The organism is Micromonospora humi (genome assembly GCF_900090105.1).
Taxonomy (GTDB): Bacteria; Actinomycetota; Actinomycetes; order Mycobacteriales; family Micromonosporaceae; genus Micromonospora; species Micromonospora humi.
In genome coordinates this window covers 434,213-455,796 of sequence record NZ_FMDM01000005.1, presented here as the reverse complement: position 1 = coordinate 455,796, position 21,584 = coordinate 434,213, and the positions used below count along the sequence as shown (strand labels likewise).

Sequence of the window (21,584 nt, the reverse complement as noted above, 5' to 3'; positions counted from 1 at the left end):
TCGGACGACCTGGGTGGTCCCCGCCCATATTGCCGCCGCGGAGGCGGGTCGCCGAGGGCGGGTGGTGGGGTGCGGGTGGGCGCACGCCTGCCGCCGGGCCGCCCGTGGTGCACCCGCTGGTCACGGTCCGGACACGCACCAGCCCCCACCACCCTTCTTCACTCACCGTGTTCACGTGAATTGCCTCTGTTGCATCGGCGGACGTCAGCCTATGCTCGCCCCTTGGGTACGACGCAACCCCCGATCAATATGGCGTCGGAGGCCGACCGAGGACATCAGCTCCACATTCGACAAAGATCAGCACAGGTAAATGCAAGCGGTGGCGGTCGAGGCCCGGCAGGACAGATCCGGGTGCGCTTCCGCATGCCCGGAGCGGGTCGACGCGACCGCACCGGGCCGGCACCGAGGAGGGCTCGGCGTTGCGCGTATGGCAATCCCGCCGATGGGAAATCTGCCTGCTCAGCCTCGCACTGGTGGTCGGCGTCGCCGGCTGCGGCAGCGGGTCCGAGGTGGCCGCCGGCCCGCTGGCCGGGCGCGCCGCCGCACCCGCCACCCATTCCCCCGCCGAGGAGAGCGCCGCCGAAAAGGCGGCACTCGCCGCCTATTCCGGATATCTCGCTGCCTCCCGGACGGCGAGCGTACGCAGCGATCCCAGCCATCCGGCGCTGAACCGCTTTCTGGCCGATCCCCTGCTGACCCGGGTGCGAGTGGCAATTCGTGACGCGAAGGAGCACGGCGCGATGCGTACCGGAAAACTGGTTTCCGACCCCACCGTCGTCTCGGTCGACCTGACCGCCGACCCACCCACCGTCGAGATCCAGGACTGCCTGGACGCGCGCGGCTACCGGCTGGTCTACGCCAAGGACCGCAAGACCGTGCCCGGCACCCGCGGCGGGCGCTACCTCGCCACCGCGACCGCGGCCCGCTACCCGGACGGCCGGTGGCTGATCACCACCGGCGACGCGCACCAGGACCAGCCGTGCTGACCTGGGGAGGAGGGAGCGTCCCGGCCCGCCGCAGCAGGGCCGGGACGCCCCGCCGGCGCTGGTTCGCCGCCGGGGTGGCCGCGCTGCTCGTGCTGACCGGCACGCCGGCGCGGGCCGCCGACCCGGGCGGCTCCTGCCCGCCGGAACAGACCGACTGCAACGTCTGGGACGACGACCCACCCATCCCGGGCGACCCCGGCGGGCCGGGCGGCGGTGGAGACAACGGAGGCGGCAACGGGGGCGGCACGGCGAAGTGCCAGTGGAACGGCCGGGTCATCCCCTGCTACGACCCGGACCTCGGCTGGTTCAACAACGGCGACGGCTGCTACTACAAGCTGGCGGAGCCGCAGAAGGAGGCGCCGCCCGGGCAGCAGTGGTACCAACTCGCCTGCAACGGTGGCGATCTGGGGAGCCTGCGGCAGGAGCTGCGCGCCGCCCCGCCGCCCGGCTACGGGACGCCGCCCGACCCGGAGGAGTTGGCCCGGCGCGCGCTGGCCTCGATCTCGCTGCTGCGCCCCCGGGCCGCGGTCGCGCCCCGGCGCAGCAAGGGCCCCGGGCTGGTCGGCCTGCCGGTGTGGATGTGGGCCAGCCCCGGCGCGTCGTACTTCGGGCCGCTGTCCGCCTCGGCCGAGGACCGTGGGCTGACCGTCACCATCACCGCGACGGTGACCCGGATCGTCTGGCACATGGCCCCCGGCCTCGACGTCACCTGCACCGGACCGGGCACCCCATACCGGGCGGACGGGCCGTACGCCGGATCCCCCTCGCCGGACTGCGGCCTCCCCCACGGCTACGCCACGGCGGGCACCTACCAGGTCCACGCCACCACGTTCTGGACCGTCGAGTGGACGTCCAGCGGCGGGGAGAGCGGCGAGATCGCCCAGAGCCGGGTCAGCGGTGTCGTCCCGGTGCAGATCAACGAGCTTCAGGTGGTGACCCGATGAGTGTGGTGGCAGCCCGGAACGGGACCCCGGTGGAGGCGCCCGTCGCGCCCCCCAAGGTGGTCCGGCAGCGGCGGATCCGACCCGGCCTGCTCGGCCTGGCGGTCCTGCTGATCGCGCTCGGCGGGCTCGGGGCGGCGTTCGCGGTCACCTCGGTGCGATCCACCGGCAGCTACCTGGCGGTGGCCCGGCCGGTCGAGGTGGGCCAGCAGATCACCGCCGACGACCTGGTGCCGGTGCGCGTCTCCGGCGGACGCGAGCTGCGGCCGGTCCCGGCGAACCGGATGAAGGAGCTGCTCGGCCTGCGCGCCGCCGTCCGGCTCACCCCCGGCACGCTGCTCACCCCGACCCAGCTCACCGACGCCCCGCTGCTCGGCCCCGGCCAGCAGCAGATCGCGCTGGGGCTGGAGTCCGCCCGGGTCCCGGCCCGCGAACTGCACCCCGGCGACAAGGTGCTGCTGGTCAGCACGCCGGACAGCGGCGCCAACGGCACCGAGGCGACGCGTGGCGGCGGCACCCGGTTCGAGGCCACCGTGATCGACACCGCCACGCCGGAGAACGACGACGTGGTGGTCTACCTGGCGCTCGCCGTCCGGGACGTGCCGGCCGTGGTGGTGCTGGCCGCCGACGACCGGATCGCGCTCGTGCTCACCGAGGCCGCCTGATGGCGATCATCGCCCTGGTCTCGGCGAAGGGGTCGCCCGGCGTCACCACCACCGCGCTGGCCGCCGCGCTGAGCTGGCACCGCCGGCTCGTGCTGGCCGAGTGCGACCCGGCGGGCGGCTCGATCCTCGCCGGCTACCTGGGCGGGGCGCTCGACGGCCCGCGCGGCATCGGCGAGCTGGCCGTCGGCGAGCTGCGCGACGGCAGCCTGGAGAGCACGTTCTGGTCGCAGCTGGTCGACCTGGACGCGCCCCGCCGCGAACGGCTGCTGCTGCCCGGCGTGGTCGACCCGGCCCAGGCCGGGAGCCTGGTCCCGCTCTGGCAACGCTTCGCCGACTACTTCACCGGCCTGGAGCGGGGCGCGCCCCCGTACGACGTGCTCGTCGACTGCGGACGGCTGGCGGTGGGCGGTCCACCGTGGCCGCTGCTGCGCGCCGCCGCCGTGGTGCTGCTGGTCACCCGGGCGCACCTGCCCGACCTCTCCGCCACCCGGGCCACGGTCCGGGCGATCGAACGCGACCTCACCGAACACCGCGTCCCGCCGGGCAACCTGCGCCTGCTGGTGGTCGGCGACGGCCACGGCACCAGCGAGATCAGCAAGGTGCTGCGGCTGCCGGTGATCGCCCGGTTGCCGCACGACCCGCGTACCGCCGAGGTGCTCGCCCACGGCGGGACCGTGCGGGCCAACCGGCCGCTCATGCGCGCGGCCGGCGCGTTGGAGGTGCCGGTCCGGGCGCTGCTGGACCGGCGGCGGGCCCGCCTGGCCTGGCCCGGTGCGACCGCGCGGGCGACCGCGCCCGCCGCCGAGGGGGTGCCGGGTGCGGTTTGAGCCGGTCTCGCACGACCCGCGCGCCCCGCAGCCCGGCGTCGTCTCCACGGTCCCGCCGCTGGCCCCGCCCAACGGGCGGCATCACGTCGCCGGCCCGGCCCTGCCCGCCGCGCCACCGGCGACGCCGCCCCGCCCCCGGGTCGACTTCGCGGTGGTCCGCGAGCTGCGCCGGGAGTTGAGTGAACGGCTCACCCAGTGGCAGCGCGGCCGGGAGTTCGACGCCGACGCCGAGGAGACCGAGCGGGCCCGGCTGGCCGTCGCGGTGGTCTCCGCGTACGCCGACGCGGTGCGCCGGGGCGGCCGGCCGATGCCCGCCGACGAGGAGCGGCTGCTGCTCGACCAGGTGACCGCCGAACTGGTCGGGCTGGGCCGGCTCCAGACGCTGCTGGTCGACGAGACCATCGAGGAGGTGCACATCCTCGGCTGCGACCAGGTGCGCATCACCCGGCACGGCGGCGGCGTCGACTGGGCCGAGCCGATCGCCGAGACCGACGACGAGCTGGTGGAGATCCTCCAGGCCGCCGCCCGCCGGGCCGGAGCCACCGAGCGGTCGCTCTCCACCAGCAAGCCCACGCTCGACCTGCAACTGCCCGACGGCAGCCGGCTCGCCGCGGTCTTCCTGGTCAGCCACCGCCCCTACGCGGTGATCCGGAAGCACAACACGCTCGACGTGAGCCTGGAGGACATCGCCGGCGGCCGGCCCGACCTGGACGAGATGATCGATCCGCTGCTGCGCGACTTCCTCCGCGCGTCCATGCGCGCCGGGTTGAACATCATGGTCGCCGGGCTCGCCGGGGCCGGGAAGACCACTGTCATCCGGGCGCTGATGGACGACATCCCGGCCGACGAACCGTACGTGCTGCTGGAGGAGAGCCGGGAGCTGCTGCCGGCGCGGCGCGGCCAGAAACACCGGGCGGTGATGAGCTTCGAGTCCCGGGAGGGCCACGGCGAGCGCGGCGCGGACGGTCGACCCGCCGGCGAGGTGAGCATCGCCGACCTGATCCCGGTGTCGCTGCGGATGGGCGTGCTGCGGATCATCGTCGGCGAGGTGCGGTCCCGGGAGATCGTGCCGATGCTCCAGGCGATGACCACCAGCCGCGGGTCGATGTGCACCATCCACGCCCGTACCCCGGCGGGGGTGAGTGAACGGATCATCGAGCTGGCGCTCTCCCACGGCCGGGAGATGACCGTCGACCAGGCCCGCCGGATGGCCGGCAACGCGCTGGACCTGATCGTCTACGTCACGGTCGAGGACGAGACCGCGATCGGCGGCCGCAAGCACCGCTTCGTCTCGCACGTCGAGGAGGTCATCGGCGTCGGCGAGGGCAACCGGATCACCACCACCACGGTCTTCGGGCCGGGGCCGGACGGCCGGGCGGTCCCCCGCCACCTCCCCGAGCGGATCCGCGACCAGCTGCTGCGGGTCGGCTACGACGCCCGCCTGCTCACCCGGTTCGTGGAGGCCGGCGTGGGTGCCTGGCGGCGTCCCCGGCACACCCGGCTGGGGCGGCGGCCGAACGGAGGCCGGGCGTGACGCAGATCGAACTGATCGCCCTGGTCTCCGGCGCGGCCTGCGTGGCCGGCCTGGTGCTGACCGTGGTCGCGCTGGTCGGCACGCGCCGGCCGCCGAGGTCGACGCCCGGCGGCGCCGGGCCGGGCCTGGGCCGGCTCTGGACCGGCTCCGGCGCCAGCCGCGCCGACCAGCGGCGGCACCAGATCCTGCTGGTCGCCGCGGTGGTCGTCGGGGCGCTGGCGTTCCTGCTCACCGGGCTGCCGGTGGTGGGCCTGCTGGTGGCGCTCGCGGTACCCGGCGTGCCGTGGCTGTTCGCGGTCGGCCGGGCCGAGCAGCGGGCCATCGCCCGGGTCGAGGCGGTCGGCGAGTGGACCCGGCGGCTCAAGGACATCTCCGCCACCGGGCAGGGGCTCCAGCAGGCCATCGTCGGCACCATCGCCACCGCGCCGGAGGAGATCCAGGAGGAGGTACGCACGCTGGCCGCCCGTCTCCAGGCCGGCTGGCTGGCCAGGTCGGCGCTGCTCGCCTTCGCCGACGAGATCGCCGACCCGGTCGCCGACCAGGTGGTGGCCGCGTTGATCCTGCACCTCACCGACCGCGGCGAGCGGCTCGGTGACGTGCTCGGCTCGATCGCCGGCGCCGCCTCCGCCGAGGTGGCCACCCGGCGCGAGGTCGAGGCGAAGCGGACCCAGCCCCGCTTCGCGGTCCGGTTCCTCACCGGCATGACCCTGGCGACGCTGGCGTACGGGCTGGTGAACAGCGACTACATCCGTCCCTACGGGACGGTGACCGGGCAGCTCGTGATGGCGGTGCTCGGTGCGGCGTTCATCGGGCTGCTGGTCTGGGTGCGGTCGATGAGCCAGCCGCCCCGCCCGGCGCGCTTCCTGCCGGCCCCCGACCCGGAGGAGGCGATCGCCTGATGATCATCAATTGGCAGCTCGTCATCGCCGTGCTGGGCGGATCCGCCATCGGGCTCGGCCTCTTCCTGGTGGTCCGGGAGGCGCTACCGGCCACCCCGGCGCTCGGCCCGGCCCTGCGCCGGCTGCACCAGCCGCCCGGCCAGGCCCCGGTGGCCGGCGCCGGGCCGGACTGGCTCGGCGGCTTCGCCCGCTGGCTGCGCCCGCCGACCCGGCAGCTCGCCCTGCTCGACCGCACCCCCGAGCAGTACGCGCTGTCGGTGCTGCTCTCCGCGCTGATCGGCTTCGCCACCCCGGCGGTCGCCTCGGCCGTCCTCTTCGTCGGCGGGGTGGCCATGCCGGTGGTCGCGCCGGTGCTGGCCAGCCTGGGTCTGGCGCTGGTCGCCGGCCTGGTGGCGCACCGGTCGGTCCTCGCCAAGGCGGACGCCGCCCGGGACGAGTTCCGGGCGGCGGTCTGCACCTACCTCGACCTGGTGGCGTTGCAGCTCTCCGCCGCGCACGGCCCGGTGCAGTCGCTGGAGCGCGCGGCGGCGGTCTGCGACGGCTGGGTCTTCGACCGGATCCGGGAGGCGTTGCGGCTCGCCCAACTCCAGATGCACTCGCCGTGGGACGAGTTGCAGGAGCTGGCCGACCGGATCGGCATCCCGGAGCTGGGCGACGTGGGGGCCATCATGCGGTCCTCCGGCAGCGAGGGCGCCCAGGTGCACGAGACGTTGCGGTCCCGCGCCGACTCGCTGCGCGACCAGATCCGCACCGACAACCTGGCCCGGGCCGAGGGGGTGACCAGCAAGTTGGACATTCCCGGCTCACTGCTGGTCTTCGTCCTGCTCGGCTTCGCCGTCTATCCGTTCATCGCCCGTCTGTGACACCCACCCCCGAGAAGGAGACGACCATGTACCTCTACACCTACCTGTACACGGCGGTGAGCACCCGCCTCGCCGAGCTGCGCCGCGACGGCGAGCGTGGCGACAGCCCGGTGCCGACCGCGGTGATCATCTTCGGCCTGGTCGCGGTGGCCATGGCGGTCACCGGGCTGGCCCTGGCCCGGGCGAACAACTGGATGAACGCCATCCCGAACAACACGGCGCCGAAGGCGCCGTGATGCCCCGCCCCGCCCGTACGCTCCGGAGCCGGCCGGCGCCCGCCGGCCGGCCCGCCGGTCCGCGCGGTCCGGGGCGGATCGCCGCCACCGTGCGCGCCCGCCTCGCCGCGGGCGGGCGCGAACGGGGTGCCAACCCGGTCGAACTGGCCGTGATGATGCCGGTGATCCTGGTGCTCCTCTTCGGCTCGATCCAGGTCGGCGTCTGGTTCGTGGCCCGGTCGACCGCGTTGAACGCGGCGCAGACCGGGGTGAACGCGCAACGCACGTTCGACGCCGGGCCCGACGCCGGCCGGGACCGGGCGACCAGTTTCCTGCGCCGCTCCGGGGACTGGCTGGTCGGCTGGGACCGCACCGGACCGACCTGTGTGGAGACCGCCACCGACGTCACCTGCACGGTGCGCGGTCGCTCCCTCTCGGTCATCCCCGGTGTCGACTTCGAGGTCGTGCAGACCGCGCACGGCCCCGCCGAACGCTGGACCACGGGGTGAGGCCGGTGCCACGGGACCGGGGTTCCGTCTCGATCGAGGTGGCGGTGCTCGCCCCCGCCTTCATCGCGCTGATGGTGCTCGCCGGGGTCGCCGGCCGGACCGCCGTCGCCGACGAGGCGGTGGAGTCGGCCGCGCACGACGCCGCCCGGGCCGCCTCGCTCGCCCGGACCGGCGCCGACGGTCGGAAGGCGGCCGAGAAGGCGGCCCGCGACCAGCTCAACTGGTCCGGACTGCGCTGCACCGCCCCGCCCCGGCTGGACCTGACCGGCTCGGTGGCCGGGAAGCGGGCCACCTTCGCCGCCGCGTACCGCAGCGCGGCGGGCGTGCCGGCGACCGTGACCGTCACCGTGACCTGCACGGTCTCCTTCGACGACCTGCGCGCCCCCGGCCTTCCCGGGGTGCCGGGCGGCAAGACCGTCTCGGCGCGGTTCACCTCGCCGCTGGACACCTACCGGAGCCGCGGATGACCGGGCGGCGCGGGGCGGAGAGCGGCCGGGTGAGTCTCTTCCTGGCGGTGGCGATGACCGGCGTGCTCGCCATCGTCAGCCTGGCCTACGACGGCGCCGGGCAGCTGCGCACGCTGCAACGCGCCGACAACCTGGCGGCCGAGGCGGCCCGCAGCGGCGGCCAGATGATCGACCGGGCGAGCGCCATCGAGGGCGGCCCGAGCCGGATCGACCAGGACGCCGCCCGCGTGGCCGTCGCCGGCTACCTCTCCGCCGCCGGTGGGGTCGGCGGCCACGAGGTCGACTTCCCCGTGGTCGGCACCGAGACCCGGATCCGGGTACGCGTGCGGATCACCTACCGCCGGGACCTGCTCGGCCTGTTCGGCGCGCAGAAGACCGCCACCGTCACCGGTGAGGCCACCGCTCGGGCGCTCACCGCGCCACCACCGTAGGAAGGAAGGCCGCCATGGGTGCACCAGGACGTTCCGCCGCCCGCCGCGCCGGTCAGGTCCTCACCGGACTCGGCGCCCTCGTCGTGCTGGTCGGGGTGCTGGCCGGCGGGCCGGTCGCGCTGCTGGCCTTCGCCGGCAACCCGCTGCCCGACCACCTGCCCACGCTGGCCGAGTTGGGCACGGCGTTGACCAGCCGCGACGACGGGCAGCTCTTCCTGCGGGCGCTGGCGGTGGTGGGATGGTTCGGCTGGGCCACGTTCGCGTTCTCGGTGGTGGTGGAGCTGCTCGCGTCGGCGGTGCGCCGGCCCGCGCCGAAGCTGCCCGGGATGCACCGCCAGCAACGGGCCGCCGCCGCGCTCGTCGGTTCCGTGGCGCTGATCCTCGCGGCGAGCCCGGCCGCGGCGAGCGCCGCCGCGCTGGCCGCCCCGCAGCCGGCACTGGCCGCGCCGGCCGTCACCACCGCGTACACCGCGCCCCGGGTCGCCACGCCCGCGCCCGACGCCGCCGGCCCGGCGGTGTACCGGGTGGCGAAGGGCGACTACCTGGGCGAGGTCGCCGACCGCTACCTGGACGACTTCGACCGCTACCGGGAGTTGGCCCGGTTGAACCGGCTCGCCGACCCGGACCGGATCCGTCCCGGCCAGCTGATCGAGCTGCCCGGCGGCGCGGTGGACGACGGTGCCCGGCGGCACGCGGCGGGCCGGCTGGTGGTGACGGCGGCGAAGCCGGCGCCGGCGAAGCCCGGCGGGGGTGCCACGTCCTCGCCGGCGGCGAAGCCGAAGCCGAAGCCCGCGCCGGACACGCCGGCTCGGGACGCCACCCCCACCGTGGAGGCACCGGACGGGCAGCAGCCGGCGATGGCGGCGGGCGCGTCCCGGGCCACGGCCGAGGAGGGCATCAACCGCCCGCTGGCCATCTCGGCGGTGCTGGCGGTGGCGAGCATCGTGGGCGCGCAGATCGGCGCCGTCCTGGGCCTGCGGCGGCGGCCGGTGCCGGCGCGCGTCCCGGGCAACGGACGGCACCGCCGCGACTGAGACAGGCGGAGGTCAGGGCAACCGGGCCTCGACCTTGCCGGAGACCACACGGGTGGGAAGGACGGCCTGGTCGTTGGCGGCCGGGCCGTGCACCACCTCGCCGCCATCGAGGCGGAACGCGCTGCCGTGCCACGGGCAGACCACGCAGGCGTGGCCGTCGATCTGCCGGACCTCACCCTCGCCGAGCGGCCCGCTCTGGTGGGGGCAGCGTTCCAGCATCACGGTGACGTCGTCGCCGTGCCGGTAGACGAGGACCGACACGTCGTCGATCCTTCGGGTGAGCAGCTCCCGTTGCGGCAGGCTGCTCAGGTCGGCCACCGGGTGCCAGCCGTCGCCGATCAGGTGCAGCTCGGAGACGCTCTGGCTGACCTGCGCCCCCTGCTTGTAGGCCAGGTGCCCGCCCAGATAGGCGCCGCCGCTCGCCGCGGAGAGCCCCAGGTAGGCCAGCGCGCGGCCGAGCCCGTGGCGCCCGTTCAGACGGGCCGCGAGCGAGCCGGCGTAGAGGGTCAGGCCGACGATGTTGGCCCCGGCGTGCACCAGCCCGACCCGGCGCTGGTCGCGGGAGAGGGCCGCCCAGTCGTTCCACCCGGCGACCGCCGCCGGCAACGCGCTGACCGTGCCGAGCCCGACCAGGGCGGTGGCGGCCCGGCGCTGGCCGGGCAGCAGGTCCACCACGGCGGCGGAGATCCACGCGCCGACCGGGACCTGCACCATCGCGGGGTGCAGCGGGTGCCCCAGCCAGACGCCGTGCAGCGCGTCCCGGACCCGCTGCGAGCTGAGCGTGCTCTCGACGGCACGTTGCAGCCGGTCGCCCACCCGGTCGAGTCCGGAGGCCTGTTCGAGCTTCGTCAGTAGTCGGCGCACCTCTTCCGACTTCCCGGCAGCAGAGCCCCCAAACCGGACGCCCGGGAAAACCGCGCGACACCCGGCGTACCGTCGAGGCCATGGCCCGCCGTCGTATCCCCCGCTGGCTCGCCCGCGCGCCGATCCCGCTCTACCGCCACGGTCTCGGCCGGCTGCTCGGCCGCCGGTTGATGATGCTGGAGCACCGGGGCCGCCGCTCCGGCCTGCCCCGGTACGTGGTGCTGGAGGTGGTCGATCGGGAGCCGGGCGCGCTCTTCCTCGCCTCCGGCTACGGCCCGGGCTCGCAGTGGTTCCGCAACGTGCGCGCCGATCCGGCCGTGCGGGTGTGGACCGGCCCGGACCGGGGCATGTCCGCCCGGGCGACGGTGTTGACCGGCGAGGAGGTCCGGCAGCGGTTGGCGCGCTACCGGCAGCGGCACCGGCGGGCCGCGGCGGCGCTGGGGCGTACCCTCGGCATTCCCGAGCTGACCGGCGGCGGCCCGCTGCCGGCGGACGTGGACGCCCGGCTCCCCCTGGTCCGCCTCGACCTCGCGCAACGCTGACCTCCTCCAGACAAACGCAAGCCGACAGGCCATCGGATATACTTCAACCGCTTGTCGTATATAGGGGCGAGGATGACGAAGATTCTGGTCGATGTAGATGACGAGGCGCTGGCAGACGCGGCCGAGGCGTTCGGCACCAAGACCAAGAAGGACACGGTCAACGTCGCGCTCCGCGAGGGCGCGGCACGCCTTCGCCGCGCCCGGGCGTTGGCCGAGCTGGCCGGGCGTGGGCGGGCCGGCGACTTCGACGAGCTGCTCGACAAGGGCAACTACCGCTCGTGAAGCTGGCTGACTCTCTGATCGACACCAGCGCTCTCGTCCGGCTTCTCCGCGACCCGGACGTACTGGGCCGTTGGGAGCAGACGGTGACCGCCGGCCTGGTTGCCGTGTGTCCGATCGTCGAACTGGAGTTTCTCTACACCGCCCGGTCCATCGCCGATCGGGCGCAACTTGAGGAACAGCTCCGGACTGTCTTCGGGTGGGTGGCGATGCCCGACCGGATCTACGAGCGTGCCGCCGAGACGCAGCTCGAACTGACCGCGCGTGGCACCCACCGGTCGGCCGGTGCCGTCGACCTGCTCGTCGCCGCCACCGCCGAATACCACGGGCTCTCGTTGCTGCACTACGACCGGGACTTCGATCAGGTCGGCGCGGTCACCGGTCAGCCGATGCGCTGGCTGGCGCCACCCGGCGCGACCAAGTAGGAGGGCGGCGCCCGCTGGCGCGTCGGGCGCCGTCGCGGGCATGCTGGGCCCATGGGGGTACGCGTCGAGCACGCCGGTGCCGTGACCACGGTGATCCTGGACCGACCGGAGGCCCGCAACGCGGTGGACGGGCCGACCGCCCGGGCGCTCGCCGACGCGTTCCGCGCGTTCGACGCCGACCCGGACGCGGCGGTGGCGGTGCTCTGGGGCGCGGGCGGCACGTTCTGCTCCGGCGCCGACCTGAAGGCGATCGGCACGCCACGCGGCAACCGGGTCGAGGCGGAGGGTGACGGCCCGATGGGGCCCACCCGGATGGCGCTGTCCAAGCCGGTGGTCGCCGCGATCTCCGGGTACGCGGTGGCCGGCGGCCTGGAGCTGGCGCTCTGGTGCGACCTGCGGGTCGCCGAGTCGGACGCGACGCTCGGAGTGTTCTGCCGGCGGTGGGGGGTGCCGCTGATCGACGGCGGGACCGTGCGCCTGCCCCGGCTGGTCGGGGAGAGCCGGGCGATGGACCTGATCCTCACCGGGCGGGCGGTGCCGGCCGACGAGGCGTACCGGATGGGGTTGGTGAACCGGCTGGTCGCGCCCGGCGCGGCCCGGGCGGAGGCCGAGCGGCTGGCCGCCGAGATCGCCCGGCACCCGCAGACCTGCCTGCGCAACGACCGGGCGGCGCTGCTGGCCGGCGCCGGCCGCCCGGAGCCGGAGGCGCTCGCGGTGGAGCTGGCCTACGGCCTGGAGTCGCTGACGGCGGACGGGGTGCGCGGCGCCGGCCGGTTCGCCGCCGGTGCCGGCCGGCACGGCGCGCCGGCCGGCTGAGGCGTCACTTCAGGCTGCGCAGCGCGTCGGAGATGGCCCGGTGGAACGTCGGGTACGTGTAGATCATGTGCCGGAGCTGGCTGATCGGCACCGCCGCGTGCACGGCCACCAGCAGCGCGGAGAGCACCTCGCCGCCGGCCGGTCCGGCCGAGGTGGCGCCCACCAGCACGCCCTGGTCGGCGTCGGCGATCAGCTTGATGAAGCCGGCGTTGCCGGTCTTGTGGATCCAACCCCGGGTCGACGAGGTCAGGTCGGTGTGGCCGACCTGGACGTTGATGCCCCGGTCCCGGGCCTGCTGCTCGGTCAGGCCGACCGCGCCCACCTCGGGGTCGGTGAACGTGACCCGGGGGAGCGCCCGGTAGTCGGCGACCGGGACGCTGCCCGGCGCGACCGTCGAGCCGCCCGCGCTCATCGCGCCGCCGACGGCGCTGACCACCCCGGCCGCGCCGCCGACCACGCTCGCGGTGCCGCTGGCGTCCGGGCCGCCCTTGGCGCGTCGCATGTGGTCGAGCACGTCGGCCACCACGATGCCGGCCTGGTACATGGCGATGTGGGTGAACGCGCCCTCGCCGGTGAGGTCACCGACCGCCCAGATGCCGTCGGTGACGTGCATCCGGTCGTTCACCGCCAGGTAGCGCTGGCCGGCGTCCACGCCGACCGTGTCCAGCCCCAGCTCCTCCAGGTGCGCCCGGCGGCCGGTCACCACCAGCAGCTTCTCGCCGGTGAACGCGGCACCGTCGGCGTGGACGGTGAACCCGGTGCCGTCGTGGCTGACCCGGCCGACCCTGACCCCGGTGCGGATCTCCACCCCGTCGGCGCGCAGCGCTTCCGCGGCGAGCGCCGAGGCCTCCGGCTCCTCGACCGCGAGCACCCGGTCGGCCGCCTCGACGACGGTGACCCGGACGCCGAAGCGGGCGAACACCTGGGCCAGTTCCAGCCCGATCGCGCCGCCACCGAGCACCAGCAGCGTGTCGGGCAGCTCCTCGACCTCGATGGCCTGGTGGTTGGTCCAGTAGGGCGTGTCGGCCAGCCCGTCGATGGGCGGGATCGAGGGTCGGGTGCCGGTGCCGAGGACCACCCCGAAGCGGGCCTCGAAGACCTGGTCGCCGACGCGTACCCGGTTGGGGCCGTCGAGCCGGCCGCTGCCGCGGACGAACCGGCCGCCCTTGCCGGTGAACCGGTCCACCGCGACCTTGTCGTCCCAGGTGTCGGTGGCCTCCTCGCGGATCCGCTTCGCCACCGGCGCCCAGTCGGGCCGCACCTGCGCGGAGCCGGCCAGCTCGTTGACCCGGTGCGCCTCGGCGAGCGCGTTCGCCGCCCGGATCATCATCTTGCTCGGCACGCACCCCCAGTAGGGGCACTCGCCGCCGACCAGGTCCCGTTCGATGCCGACCACGACGAGGCCGGCTTCGGCGAGCCGCTCGGCCACCTCCTCGCCGCCGACGCCGAGCCCGACCACCACCACGTCCACCACTTCCGGCTCTGCCATCCCGCCAGCATTCCGCACCGCCGGGGCGTCCGACCACCGGACCCGGCCGGAATTCCCCCGCCGGTAATGCGTACGACGGCCTACCGTGACCCGATGCACGCGCGCTTCGCCCCGGTCCGGGACGCCTTCCACGACCTGTTCGCCACCGGCCGGGAGACCGGCGCGGCGCTGTCCGTCCGGCTCGACGGCGTCCCGGTGGTGGAGCTGGTGGGCGGCACCCGGACGGCGGTCCCACCCGGCGCGGTGGTGCCTGTCGCCGGAGCGGACCGGCCATGGCGGCCGGACACGCTCGTCGACGTCTACTCGGTGGGCAAGCCGGTGGTGGCGCTCTGCCTGCTGCTCCTCGTCGACCGGGGTCGGGTGGAGCTGGACGCGCCGGTGGCCGGGTACTGGCCGGGGTTCCGCGCCCCGGCCACCGTGCGGCAGGTGCTCGCCCACACCGCCGGGCTGCCCGCGTTCCCGGTTCCCCGACCGGTCGAGGCGATCACCGACTGGGGGTTGCTCTGCGCCGACCTGGCCGCGGCCGAGCCGGAGTGGGCGCCGGGCACCGTCGCGGGCGAGCACGCCTGGACGTACGGGCACCTGGTGGGCGAGCTGGTCCGTCGGGTGGACGGGCGGTCGGTGGGGCGTTTCCTGGCCGAGGAGATCGCCGGTCCGTGGCGCCTGGACCTGGCGTTCGGGCTCGGGTCGGCGGACCGGCGGCGGTGCGCCGACCTGTCGTACGCCGATCCGGTCTGGCCGGACCGCACGCGCGGGGAGCCCGGCTCGCTGCGGGCGCGGGCGCTGGACAACCCGCCGGGTGGGCGGGACGTGGCGGTGGTGAACGGCGACGCCTGGCGGGCCGCCGAGATCCCGGCGGTGAACCTGCACGCCACCGCGTCGGCGCTGGCCCGGCTCTACGCGGGTCTGCTCGCCGGCGGCACGCTGGACGGCGTACGTCTGTTCGGCCCGGAGCTGGTCGCCGAGGCGACCCGGGTGCAGTACGCCGGTGAGGACCTGGTGCTGGGCCGGACGGCGCACTGGACGCTCGGCATGCAGTGGGAGCCGGACGGGACCTGGGGCATGGGCGGGATCGGCGGCAGCAGCGCCTGGGCCGACCCGGAGCGCGGCTACACCCTGGCGTACGTGACGGCCCGGCTGGCCGAGCACGACCGGGTGGACGAGCTGGCCGAGGCGCTGCACTCCTGCCTGTGACCGGGTGCGGTCAGCGCATCCAGACCGGGTCGGCGCCGGGCACGTCCAGCGGCGGCGGGTAGTCGAGGGTGCGACGCGTCTCGTCGGGCAGCCGCCACGGCTGGTGCACCGCCTTGCCCGCGACCGACTCCAGCTCGGGCACCCACCGTCGCACGTACGCGCCGTCCGGGTCGTAGCGTTCGGCCTGCCGCACCGGGTTGAAGCCCCGGTAGGGGCGGCTGTCGTTGCCGGTGCCGGCCACCCACTGCCAGTTGCCCGAGTTGTTGACCCGGTCGCCGTCGAGCAGCCACCGGAAGAAGACCTCCAGCCCGGGCCGCCAGTCCAGCCCGAGGTGCTTGGTGAGGTAGCCGGCGGTGATCAGCCGGGCCCGGTTGTGCATCCAGCCCTCGGCGCGCAGCTGTCGCATGCCGGCGTCCACGATCGGCATGCCGGTGCGCCCCTCGGTCCAGGCCGCCAGCGCGTGCGGATCGTCCCGCCAGTCCTCCCGGGCGCCTCGGCGGTAGGCGGTCGTGGTCAGGTCGGGGAAGCCGGCGACGACCTGGTGGTAGAAGTCGCGCCAGCAGAGCTGCCGGACGAACGGCCCGTCCCGGTCGCCGGCCCGGTTCGCCACCGCGAGCGGGGAGACGCAACCCCACCTGAGGTACGGGCTGAGCCGGGAGGTGTCGTCGCCGGCCATGTCGTCGTGGATGTCGTCGTAGCGGTCGAGCGTGGGCAGCCACGCCTTGAGGCGGCGCTGGGCGGCGCTCTCCCCGCCCTCGGCGGCGTCCGGGCTGTCGCCCTTCGGCGGTTCCGGCAGTCGGCCCGGGTCGACGCCGTCGGGCAGCCGGATCCGTTTCGGCGCGGCCAGCTCCGCCCGCAGCTCGACGCCCTGCCAGGCGCGGAAGTAGGGGCTGAACACCCGGTAGTGGTCGCCACCGGCCGGCCGCAGCGCGCCCGGCTCGACGATGGTCAGCCCGGGGAAGAGCCGCAGGAACATCCGGTGCCGCTCGCACTCGGCGCGCAGGCGGCGTTCCCGCCGGTGGGCGTAGCGGGTCACGTCGGCGGAGAGCCCGACGCCCTCGGCGCCCACCTTGCGGGCCAGCTTGACCGTCTCGGTCACCGGGTCGCCGCGCCGGACCACCAGGTCACCGCCGCGCCGGCGGAGCGCCTCGCGCAGCTCGGCCAGGCTCTGGTGCAGGAAGCGGGTGCGGTTCGGGGAGAGCTTCTGCAACGTCGGGTCGAGCACGTAGAGCGGCACCACCCGGTCGAACGCCGAGGCGGCGGCGGCCAGCGCCGGGTGGTCGTGCACCCGCAGGTCGCGGGTGAACAGCACGACCGCCGTACGCTCGGTCATCCGGCCAGGGCCGGGGTGAGCGCCGGGCCGGGCACCTGGACCGGCGTGCCGGTCGGGGTGAGCAGCGCCCGCGCGGCCACCGCCATCCGCCGCCGCTGCGGCACCAGGGCCCGGCGGACGAAGACGTCGAAGCCCTGCCCGGCCACCTCGTCGAGGATGCCGCCGTAGAGCGCGTACGCGGTGCGCATGCAGGCCTGCGAGGCGGGGTTGAGCAGCGGGATGCCGGGCGCGGCGGCGAGGTAGTGGGCCTGGGCGCGGGTCACCTCGTACTCGATCAGCTCGCGGATCGCCGGCGTGGTGCGCCCGGCGGCCTGGGCGGCGAGCAGGTCGTCGCGGGTGACGCCGAACTTGGCCAGGTCCTCGTCGGGCAGGTAGGTGCGGCCCCGGTCGAGGTCCTCGGCGACGTCCCGGATGAAGTTGGTGAGCTGGAACGCGAACCCGAGCTGGCGGGCGGGCTCGCGGGCGGCGGCCGGATCGGAGCTGCCCAGGATCGGCAGCATCATGGTGCCGATGACGGCGGCCGAGCCCTCCATGTAGTCGAGCAGGTCGTCGTAGGTCGGGTACGACATGACCGTGAGGTCCATCGCCATGCTGCGCAGGAACGACGCGAAGTCGTCGCGGTCCAGGTCGAACACGGCGATGGTGTGCAGCACGGCGGGGAGCAGCGGGTCGTCGACCGACGCACCGTGCAGGCCGGCGACGAAGCGGTCGGACCACTCGCGCAGCCGGGCGGCGCGCTCGGCGGGCGGCAGGTCCTCGGTGCGGTCGACGATCTCGTCCGCGTACCGGGTGAACCCGTAGAGGGCGTGCACATGCCGCCGTTTCCAAGCGGGGAGCAGCCGGGTGGCGAGATAGTAGGTACGGCCGTGACGCCGGTGCAGCTCGCGGCAACGGTCATAGGCAGCGGTGAGATCCGTGTCCACCGGCCCTCCTCGGTTTTCGACGCAGCAATCGACGCAACTCGTAACCCTAGGGTACGCTCCCCCTCATGGCCAACGACGCAGTTGCGGGTAATGCGCTCCGCGTCGCGCCGGCGCAGCCGGAAGCGACGGACGATCCGGTCAACGGCGTGCTGGCCGCGTTCACGAAGGACCTGATCACCGGCGTCGACGACACGCTCGCCGCGTTCCTGGCCGCCGAAGTCGACTCACTCACCGAGATCGACGCAGCGATGGGTGGTTTCGCCGCGACAGCGCGCGACGCCGTGCTGGCCGGCGGCAAGCGGGTGCGCCCCACCTTCGCCTACTGGGGCTGGCGCGGCGTGGTCGGCGGCGACGGCCCGCTGCCCTCGGTGCTGCCCGCCCTCGCCGCGCTGGAGCTGCTGCACACGTTCGCGCTGGTGCACGACGACGTCATGGACGCCTCCGACACCCGGCGCGGCCGGCCCACCGCACACCGCGCCGCCGCCGCGCGACACCGGTCGGCCGGGCACACCGGTGACCCCGACCGCTACGGCGAGGCGATCGCCGTGCTCATCGGCGACCTCTGCATGGTCTGGGCCGACCGGCTGATGGCACACGCCGCCGTGCCGGCCGACCGGCTGCTCGACGTGCGCCGCTGCTACGACCAGATGCGGGTGGAGACGGTCGCCGGGCAGTTCCTGGACGTACTCGGCGAGAACGACGCGGCGAACTGGTCGGTCGACCGGGCGCTGCGGGTGGCCCGCTACAAGACCGCCAGCTACACCGTCCAGCGACCGCTGCTCTTCGGCGCCTGCCTGGCCGGCGTCGACGCGGACGGCCCGCTGATCGCCGCGTACACCCGCTACGGGCTGGCCGTCGGCGAGGCGTTCCAGCTCCGCGACGACCTGCTCGGCGTCTACGGCGACCCGGCTACCACCGGCAAGCCGGCCGGCGACGACCTGCGCACCGGCAAGCCGACCGCGCTGCTGATGCTGGCCCGGCAGCTCGCCGACCCGGCCCAGCGCCACGCGTTGGACCGGGCCGGCTCGGTCACCGGCGCGGGCGAGGTGGCCCGGCTGGCCGACCTGGTCCGGGAGACCGGGGCCACCGCCCAGGTCGAGCGGATGATCTCCGAACGGGTGACCGACGCGCTGGCCGCGCTCGACACCGCACCGATCGACGAGACGGCGCGCACCGCGCTGACCGGCCTCGCCACCGCCGCCACCGCGCGGCGGTCCTGATGAGCAATCTGAACAAGGGAGCCGGAATGCGCACCGTCAACGGACGGACCGACCGGGTGGTCGTGGTCGGCGCCGGGCTGGGTGGGCTGGCCTGCGCGCTGCACCTGGCGGGCAGCGGCCGGCAGGTGACAGTGCTGGAGCGCGAGCCGGTGCCGGGCGGGCGCGCCGGCCGACTCAGCGTCGACGGGTACGAGTTCGACACCGGTCCGACCGTCCTCACCATGCCCGACCTGATCGCCGAGGCGCTCGGCGCGGTCGGCGAGGAGCTGACCGACTGGCTCGACCTGACCCCGCTCGACCCGGCCTACCGGGCCTACTACCCGGACGGGTCGACGCTGGACGTCATCACCGACACCACCCGGATGGCCGCCGAGATCGCCCGCGTCTGCGGCCCCCGCGAGGCGGACGGCTACCTGCGCTTCGTCGACTACGCCCGAAACCTGTGGAAGTGGGAGCGGGCCGACTTCATCGACCGCAACCTGGACGCGCCGACCGACCTGCTCACCGGCAACCTGCTGAAGCTGTTCGCCAACGGTGCCTTCCGGCGACTCCAGACGAAGATCAACCAGTTCTTCCGCGACCCGCGTACCCAGCGGATCTTCTCCTTCCAGGCGATGTACGCGGGCCTGTCGCCGCACGACGCGCTGGCCATCTACACCGTCATCGCGTACCTCGACTCGGTGGCCGGGGTGAGCTTCCCGCGCGGCGGCATCCACGCGGTCTCCCGCGGCATGGCCGGCGCGGCCGAGAAGCACGGCGTGCAGATCCGCTACGGCACCACGGTGAGCCGGGTGGAGACCGCGCACGGGCGCGCCACCGGTGTGGTCACCGCCGACGGCGAGTTCGTCCCGGCCGACGTGGTGGTGCTCAACCCGGATCTGCCGGTCGCCTACCAGGAGCTGCTGCCGGAGAGCCGGCAGCGCAAGCTCACCTACTCGCCGTCCTGCGTGGTGCTGCACGTCGGCTCGAAGCAGGGCTATGGCAAGATCGCCCACCACAACATCCACTTCGGACGGGCCTGGAAGGGCACGTTCGACGAGGTGATCCGGCGAGGCGAGCTGATGACCGACCCGTCGCTGCTGGTGACGAACCCGAGCCGCACCGACCCGTCGGTGGCCCCGGCCGGGAAGCACACCTACTACGTGCTGGCTCCGGTGCCGAACCTGGACCGGGCGCCGTTCGACTGGTCCGGCGACCTCACCGAGCGCTATACCCAGCAACTCGTCGGCACCCTGGAGGAGCGCGGCTACGTCGGCTTCGGCGAGGGCATCGAGGTGCTGCGCACGGTCACCCCGGCCGACTGGGCGGCGCAGGGCATGGCCGCCGGCACCCCGTTCGCCGCCGCGCACAGCCTCTTCCAGACCGGCCCGTTCCGCCCGTCGAACCTGCACCGGACGCTGGGCAACGTGGTCTTCGTCGGCTCCGGCACCCAGCCCGGCGTGGGCGTACCGATGGTGCTGATCAGCGGCAAGCTGGCCGCCTCCCGGATCACCGGGCACATCTCGTGACGGCACGGGAGGACCACCTGGTCGAGCTGGTGGACGACGGCGGCCGGGTGGTCGGCGAGACCACCGTGGCCACCGCGCACCAGCCGCCCGGCCGGCTGCACCGGGCCTTCTCGGTGCTCCTGGTCGACCCCGCCGGTCGGGTCCTGCTCCAGCAGCGGGCCGCGGTCAAGACCCGATTCCCGCTGCGTTGGGCCAACTCCTGCTGCGGGCACCCGCTGCCCGGCCAGTCGCTGACCGAGGCGGCCAACCGTCGGCTCGCCGAGGAGCTCGGCCTCGACCCGGTCGACCTGGCCGAGGTGGGGGTCTACCTCTACTACGCCGAGGACCCGGCCACCGGCCGGGTCGAGTTCGAGTACGACCACGTGCTGCGTGCCGACGTCCCCGCCGACGTGGCCCTCCGGCCCGACCCGGACGAGGTGGCCGAGCTGCGCTGGGTCGACCCGGGCGCGGTGTCGGCCGACCTCGACGCCGACCCCCGCGCATACGCACCCTGGCTGGGGGGCGTGGTGAACCGGCTGCTGCATCCGGCCCAGCCGTCCCGGTCGGGCACGCCGGCCGGGCCGACCCGGTCCGGCGCGCCGGCCACCGAGGCACCGGAGCGGTCGGGTGGCCGATGAGGCGCTGAGCGCGGGGGCCGTCGCGCGCCGACTGGGTGTGGCGGTCACCACGCTGCGAACCTGGCACCAGCGCTACGGCCTCGGTCCCAGCGAACACGTGCCGGGTCACCACCGGCGCTACACGCCGGCCGACCTCGCCCGCCTGGAGATCATGCGACGGCTCACCGCCGAGGGGATCGCGCCCGCCGAGGCGGCGCGCTGGGCCCGGCAGGCGCCGGCCGTGCTGCCGCCCGAGCGGCTCGGGCTGAAGGCCGGTGTGCCCACGGTCCGGGACGGCGGCGGCACCACCATTCCGGTCGGCCGGGCCGGGCCGGTCGCCCGCGGCCTGGCCCGGGCCGCCATGCGACTGGACTCGGTGACGATCGGTCGCACCATCGCCGACGCGCTGGCCACGGACGGCGTGGTGGCGACCTGGGAGGGGCTGCTCCGGCCGGTGCTCGCCGGCATCGGGGAACGGCACGCCGCCACCGCCGGGCTGATCGAGGTGGAACACCTCATGTCGCGGTGCGTGTCCGAGGCGTTCGCCTCGGTGGCCCGGGCGCATCCCAGCGTCGGACCGCCCCGGATCCTGCTCTCCTGCGCCGACGAGGAGCAGCACTCGCTGCCGCTCGAGGCGCTGGCCGCCGCGCTGGCCGAGGCCGGGGTGAGCTACCGGATGCTCGGTGCCCGGGTGCCGGTGGCCGCCCTCGTCGAGGCGGTCAACCGGACCGGGCCGGCGGCCGTGGTGCTCTGGTCCCACACCCGCGCCACGGCCGACCCGCACCAGCTCGCCGCGCTGCTGGCCGTTCCACGCCGGCCACTGCTGGCGCTCGCCGCCGGGCCGGGCTGGCGGGCCGACTCCCTGCCGGCCGGAGTGGTCCGACCGGTCGACCTGGCCGAGGCGCTCTCGCTGGCCGTCGCGGTCCGGGATTCGCTGGATCAGTCGACGGCGGGCTGAGGGGGGCCTCCCGCTCGGAGGGTGTCGTCCACTACGGTCGGAAAGTCCGTCTGACCCGACCCCTCC

25 protein-coding genes are annotated in these 21,584 nt (G+C 74.9%); 21 read left to right on the top strand and 4 right to left on the bottom strand.

Going from position 1 to position 21,584, the window contains the following annotated elements:
• Positions 1 to 419 precede the first annotated feature (419 nt).
• From GA0070213_RS12945 to GA0070213_RS12890, 12 genes are read left to right on the top strand one after another with little or no spacing between them, the layout of a single operon-like run.
• Positions 420 to 986: a hypothetical protein gene (locus GA0070213_RS12945; RefSeq protein WP_091062304.1), complete on the top strand. Its 567-nt coding sequence runs from the start codon at positions 420 to 422 to the stop codon at positions 984 to 986.
• The gene (locus tag GA0070213_RS12940; protein ID WP_091062302.1) at positions 980 to 1,930 is read left to right on the top strand and encodes a hypothetical protein; all 951 of its coding nucleotides are present in this window, start codon (positions 980 to 982) and stop codon (positions 1,928 to 1,930) included. Before GA0070213_RS12945 ends, GA0070213_RS12940 begins: the two co-directional genes overlap by 7 nt.
• Positions 1,927 to 2,592, top strand: a complete 666-nt coding sequence (locus tag GA0070213_RS12935) for an SAF domain-containing protein (RefSeq protein WP_091062300.1) — start codon at positions 1,927 to 1,929, stop codon at positions 2,590 to 2,592. The genes GA0070213_RS12940 and GA0070213_RS12935 overlap by 4 nt, the downstream gene beginning before the upstream one ends.
• On the top strand, positions 2,592 to 3,419 hold the full coding sequence (locus tag GA0070213_RS12930; RefSeq protein WP_091062298.1) for a CpaE/TadZ family protein: 828 nt from the start codon (positions 2,592 to 2,594) through the stop codon (positions 3,417 to 3,419). The genes GA0070213_RS12935 and GA0070213_RS12930 overlap by 1 nt, the downstream gene beginning before the upstream one ends.
• Positions 3,409 to 4,953, top strand: coding sequence for a TadA family conjugal transfer-associated ATPase (locus GA0070213_RS12925; RefSeq protein ID WP_091062295.1), 1,545 nt, complete (start codon positions 3,409 to 3,411; stop codon positions 4,951 to 4,953). Before GA0070213_RS12930 ends, GA0070213_RS12925 begins: the two co-directional genes overlap by 11 nt.
• Positions 4,896 to 5,852: a type II secretion system F family protein gene (locus tag GA0070213_RS12920; protein WP_425412824.1), complete on the top strand. Its 957-nt coding sequence runs from the start codon at positions 4,896 to 4,898 to the stop codon at positions 5,850 to 5,852. The genes GA0070213_RS12925 and GA0070213_RS12920 overlap by 58 nt, the downstream gene beginning before the upstream one ends.
• 2 nt (positions 5,853 to 5,854) lie before the next feature.
• Complete coding sequence (locus GA0070213_RS12915; RefSeq protein WP_425412823.1) at positions 5,855 to 6,715, top strand: type II secretion system F family protein; 861 nt, start codon at positions 5,855 to 5,857, stop codon at positions 6,713 to 6,715.
• 26 nt (positions 6,716 to 6,741) lie between these two features.
• Positions 6,742 to 6,951 carry a hypothetical protein gene (locus GA0070213_RS12910; RefSeq protein ID WP_091062290.1) on the top strand — a complete coding sequence of 70 codons (210 nt, stop codon included), beginning with the start codon at positions 6,742 to 6,744 and terminating at the stop codon, positions 6,949 to 6,951.
• Complete coding sequence (locus GA0070213_RS12905; protein WP_091062448.1) at positions 6,951 to 7,439, top strand: TadE family protein; 489 nt, start codon at positions 6,951 to 6,953, stop codon at positions 7,437 to 7,439. The genes GA0070213_RS12910 and GA0070213_RS12905 overlap by 1 nt, the downstream gene beginning before the upstream one ends.
• A 5-nt stretch (positions 7,440 to 7,444) precedes the next feature.
• Positions 7,445 to 7,906, top strand: coding sequence for a TadE/TadG family type IV pilus assembly protein (locus tag GA0070213_RS12900; protein WP_175441314.1), 462 nt, complete (start codon positions 7,445 to 7,447; stop codon positions 7,904 to 7,906).
• On the top strand, positions 7,903 to 8,337 hold the full coding sequence (locus GA0070213_RS12895) for a hypothetical protein (protein ID WP_091062285.1): 435 nt from the start codon (positions 7,903 to 7,905) through the stop codon (positions 8,335 to 8,337). Before GA0070213_RS12900 ends, GA0070213_RS12895 begins: the two co-directional genes overlap by 4 nt.
• A 14-nt stretch (positions 8,338 to 8,351) precedes the next feature.
• Complete coding sequence (locus GA0070213_RS12890; protein WP_091062283.1) at positions 8,352 to 9,371, top strand: LysM peptidoglycan-binding domain-containing protein; 1,020 nt, start codon at positions 8,352 to 8,354, stop codon at positions 9,369 to 9,371.
• A 12-nt stretch (positions 9,372 to 9,383) separates the two neighbouring features.
• Here the strand turns inward: GA0070213_RS12890 and GA0070213_RS12885 are convergent, their stop codons facing one another.
• Positions 9,384 to 10,235 carry a Rieske (2Fe-2S) protein gene (locus tag GA0070213_RS12885; RefSeq protein ID WP_091062281.1) on the bottom strand — a complete coding sequence of 284 codons (852 nt, stop codon included), beginning with the start codon at positions 10,233 to 10,235 and terminating at the stop codon, positions 9,384 to 9,386.
• A gap of 80 nt (positions 10,236 to 10,315) precedes the next feature.
• Here GA0070213_RS12885 and GA0070213_RS12880 point away from each other — a divergent pair, with 80 nt between their 5' ends.
• From GA0070213_RS12880 to GA0070213_RS12865, 4 genes are all read left to right on the top strand, one after another.
• Positions 10,316 to 10,777: a nitroreductase family deazaflavin-dependent oxidoreductase gene (locus GA0070213_RS12880; protein WP_091062279.1), complete on the top strand. Its 462-nt coding sequence runs from the start codon at positions 10,316 to 10,318 to the stop codon at positions 10,775 to 10,777.
• Between the two features lie 72 nt (positions 10,778 to 10,849).
• Complete coding sequence (locus GA0070213_RS12875) at positions 10,850 to 11,059, top strand: type II toxin-antitoxin system VapB family antitoxin (protein ID WP_091062277.1); 210 nt, start codon at positions 10,850 to 10,852, stop codon at positions 11,057 to 11,059.
• Positions 11,056 to 11,481, top strand: a complete 426-nt coding sequence (locus GA0070213_RS12870) for a PIN domain nuclease (protein ID WP_091062275.1) — start codon at positions 11,056 to 11,058, stop codon at positions 11,479 to 11,481. Before GA0070213_RS12875 ends, GA0070213_RS12870 begins: the two co-directional genes overlap by 4 nt.
• Positions 11,482 to 11,532: 51 nt before the next feature.
• Complete coding sequence (locus GA0070213_RS12865; RefSeq protein WP_091062274.1) at positions 11,533 to 12,297, top strand: crotonase/enoyl-CoA hydratase family protein; 765 nt, start codon at positions 11,533 to 11,535, stop codon at positions 12,295 to 12,297.
• 4 nt (positions 12,298 to 12,301) lie between these two features.
• On the opposite strand, the gene GA0070213_RS12860 is transcribed toward GA0070213_RS12865, so the two are convergent.
• The gene (locus tag GA0070213_RS12860) at positions 12,302 to 13,786 is read right to left on the bottom strand and encodes a dihydrolipoyl dehydrogenase family protein (protein ID WP_091062271.1); all 1,485 of its coding nucleotides are present in this window, start codon (positions 13,784 to 13,786) and stop codon (positions 12,302 to 12,304) included.
• A gap of 93 nt (positions 13,787 to 13,879) precedes the next feature.
• Here GA0070213_RS12860 and GA0070213_RS12855 point away from each other — a divergent pair, with 93 nt between their 5' ends.
• Positions 13,880 to 14,980, top strand: coding sequence for a serine hydrolase domain-containing protein (locus GA0070213_RS12855; RefSeq protein ID WP_091062446.1), 1,101 nt, complete (start codon positions 13,880 to 13,882; stop codon positions 14,978 to 14,980).
• A 10-nt stretch (positions 14,981 to 14,990) separates the two neighbouring features.
• Here GA0070213_RS12855 and GA0070213_RS12850 read toward each other — a convergent pair whose 3' ends face one another.
• Both GA0070213_RS12850 and GA0070213_RS12845 read right to left on the bottom strand, forming a co-directional pair.
• Positions 14,991 to 16,313 (bottom strand): cryptochrome/photolyase family protein, encoded by a 1,323-nt coding sequence (locus GA0070213_RS12850; RefSeq protein ID WP_091062269.1) that lies wholly within the window; start codon positions 16,311 to 16,313, stop codon positions 14,991 to 14,993.
• Entirely contained in the window at positions 16,310 to 17,236 is a 927-nt protein-coding gene (locus GA0070213_RS12845; RefSeq protein ID WP_091062268.1) for a phytoene/squalene synthase family protein, read from the bottom strand. Before GA0070213_RS12845 ends, GA0070213_RS12850 begins: the two co-directional genes overlap by 4 nt.
• A gap of 65 nt (positions 17,237 to 17,301) precedes the next feature.
• On the opposite strand from GA0070213_RS12845, the gene GA0070213_RS12840 reads away from it, so the two are divergent.
• The 4 genes from GA0070213_RS12840 to GA0070213_RS12825 are packed head-to-tail and all read left to right on the top strand — an operon-like array spanning position 17,302 to position 21,518.
• Positions 17,302 to 18,456, top strand: a complete 1,155-nt coding sequence (locus GA0070213_RS12840; RefSeq protein WP_091062265.1) for a polyprenyl synthetase family protein — start codon at positions 17,302 to 17,304, stop codon at positions 18,454 to 18,456.
• A gap of 26 nt (positions 18,457 to 18,482) precedes the next feature.
• Positions 18,483 to 19,964, top strand: a complete 1,482-nt coding sequence (gene crtI, locus GA0070213_RS12835; RefSeq protein ID WP_091062263.1) for a phytoene desaturase family protein — start codon at positions 18,483 to 18,485, stop codon at positions 19,962 to 19,964.
• Positions 19,961 to 20,581 (top strand): isopentenyl-diphosphate Delta-isomerase, encoded by a 621-nt coding sequence (idi, locus tag GA0070213_RS12830; protein WP_091062261.1) that lies wholly within the window; start codon positions 19,961 to 19,963, stop codon positions 20,579 to 20,581. The genes crtI and idi overlap by 4 nt, the downstream gene beginning before the upstream one ends.
• Positions 20,571 to 21,518: a MerR family transcriptional regulator gene (locus tag GA0070213_RS12825; protein WP_091062259.1), complete on the top strand. Its 948-nt coding sequence runs from the start codon at positions 20,571 to 20,573 to the stop codon at positions 21,516 to 21,518. The genes idi and GA0070213_RS12825 overlap by 11 nt, the downstream gene beginning before the upstream one ends.
• Positions 21,519 to 21,584 lie beyond the last annotated feature (66 nt).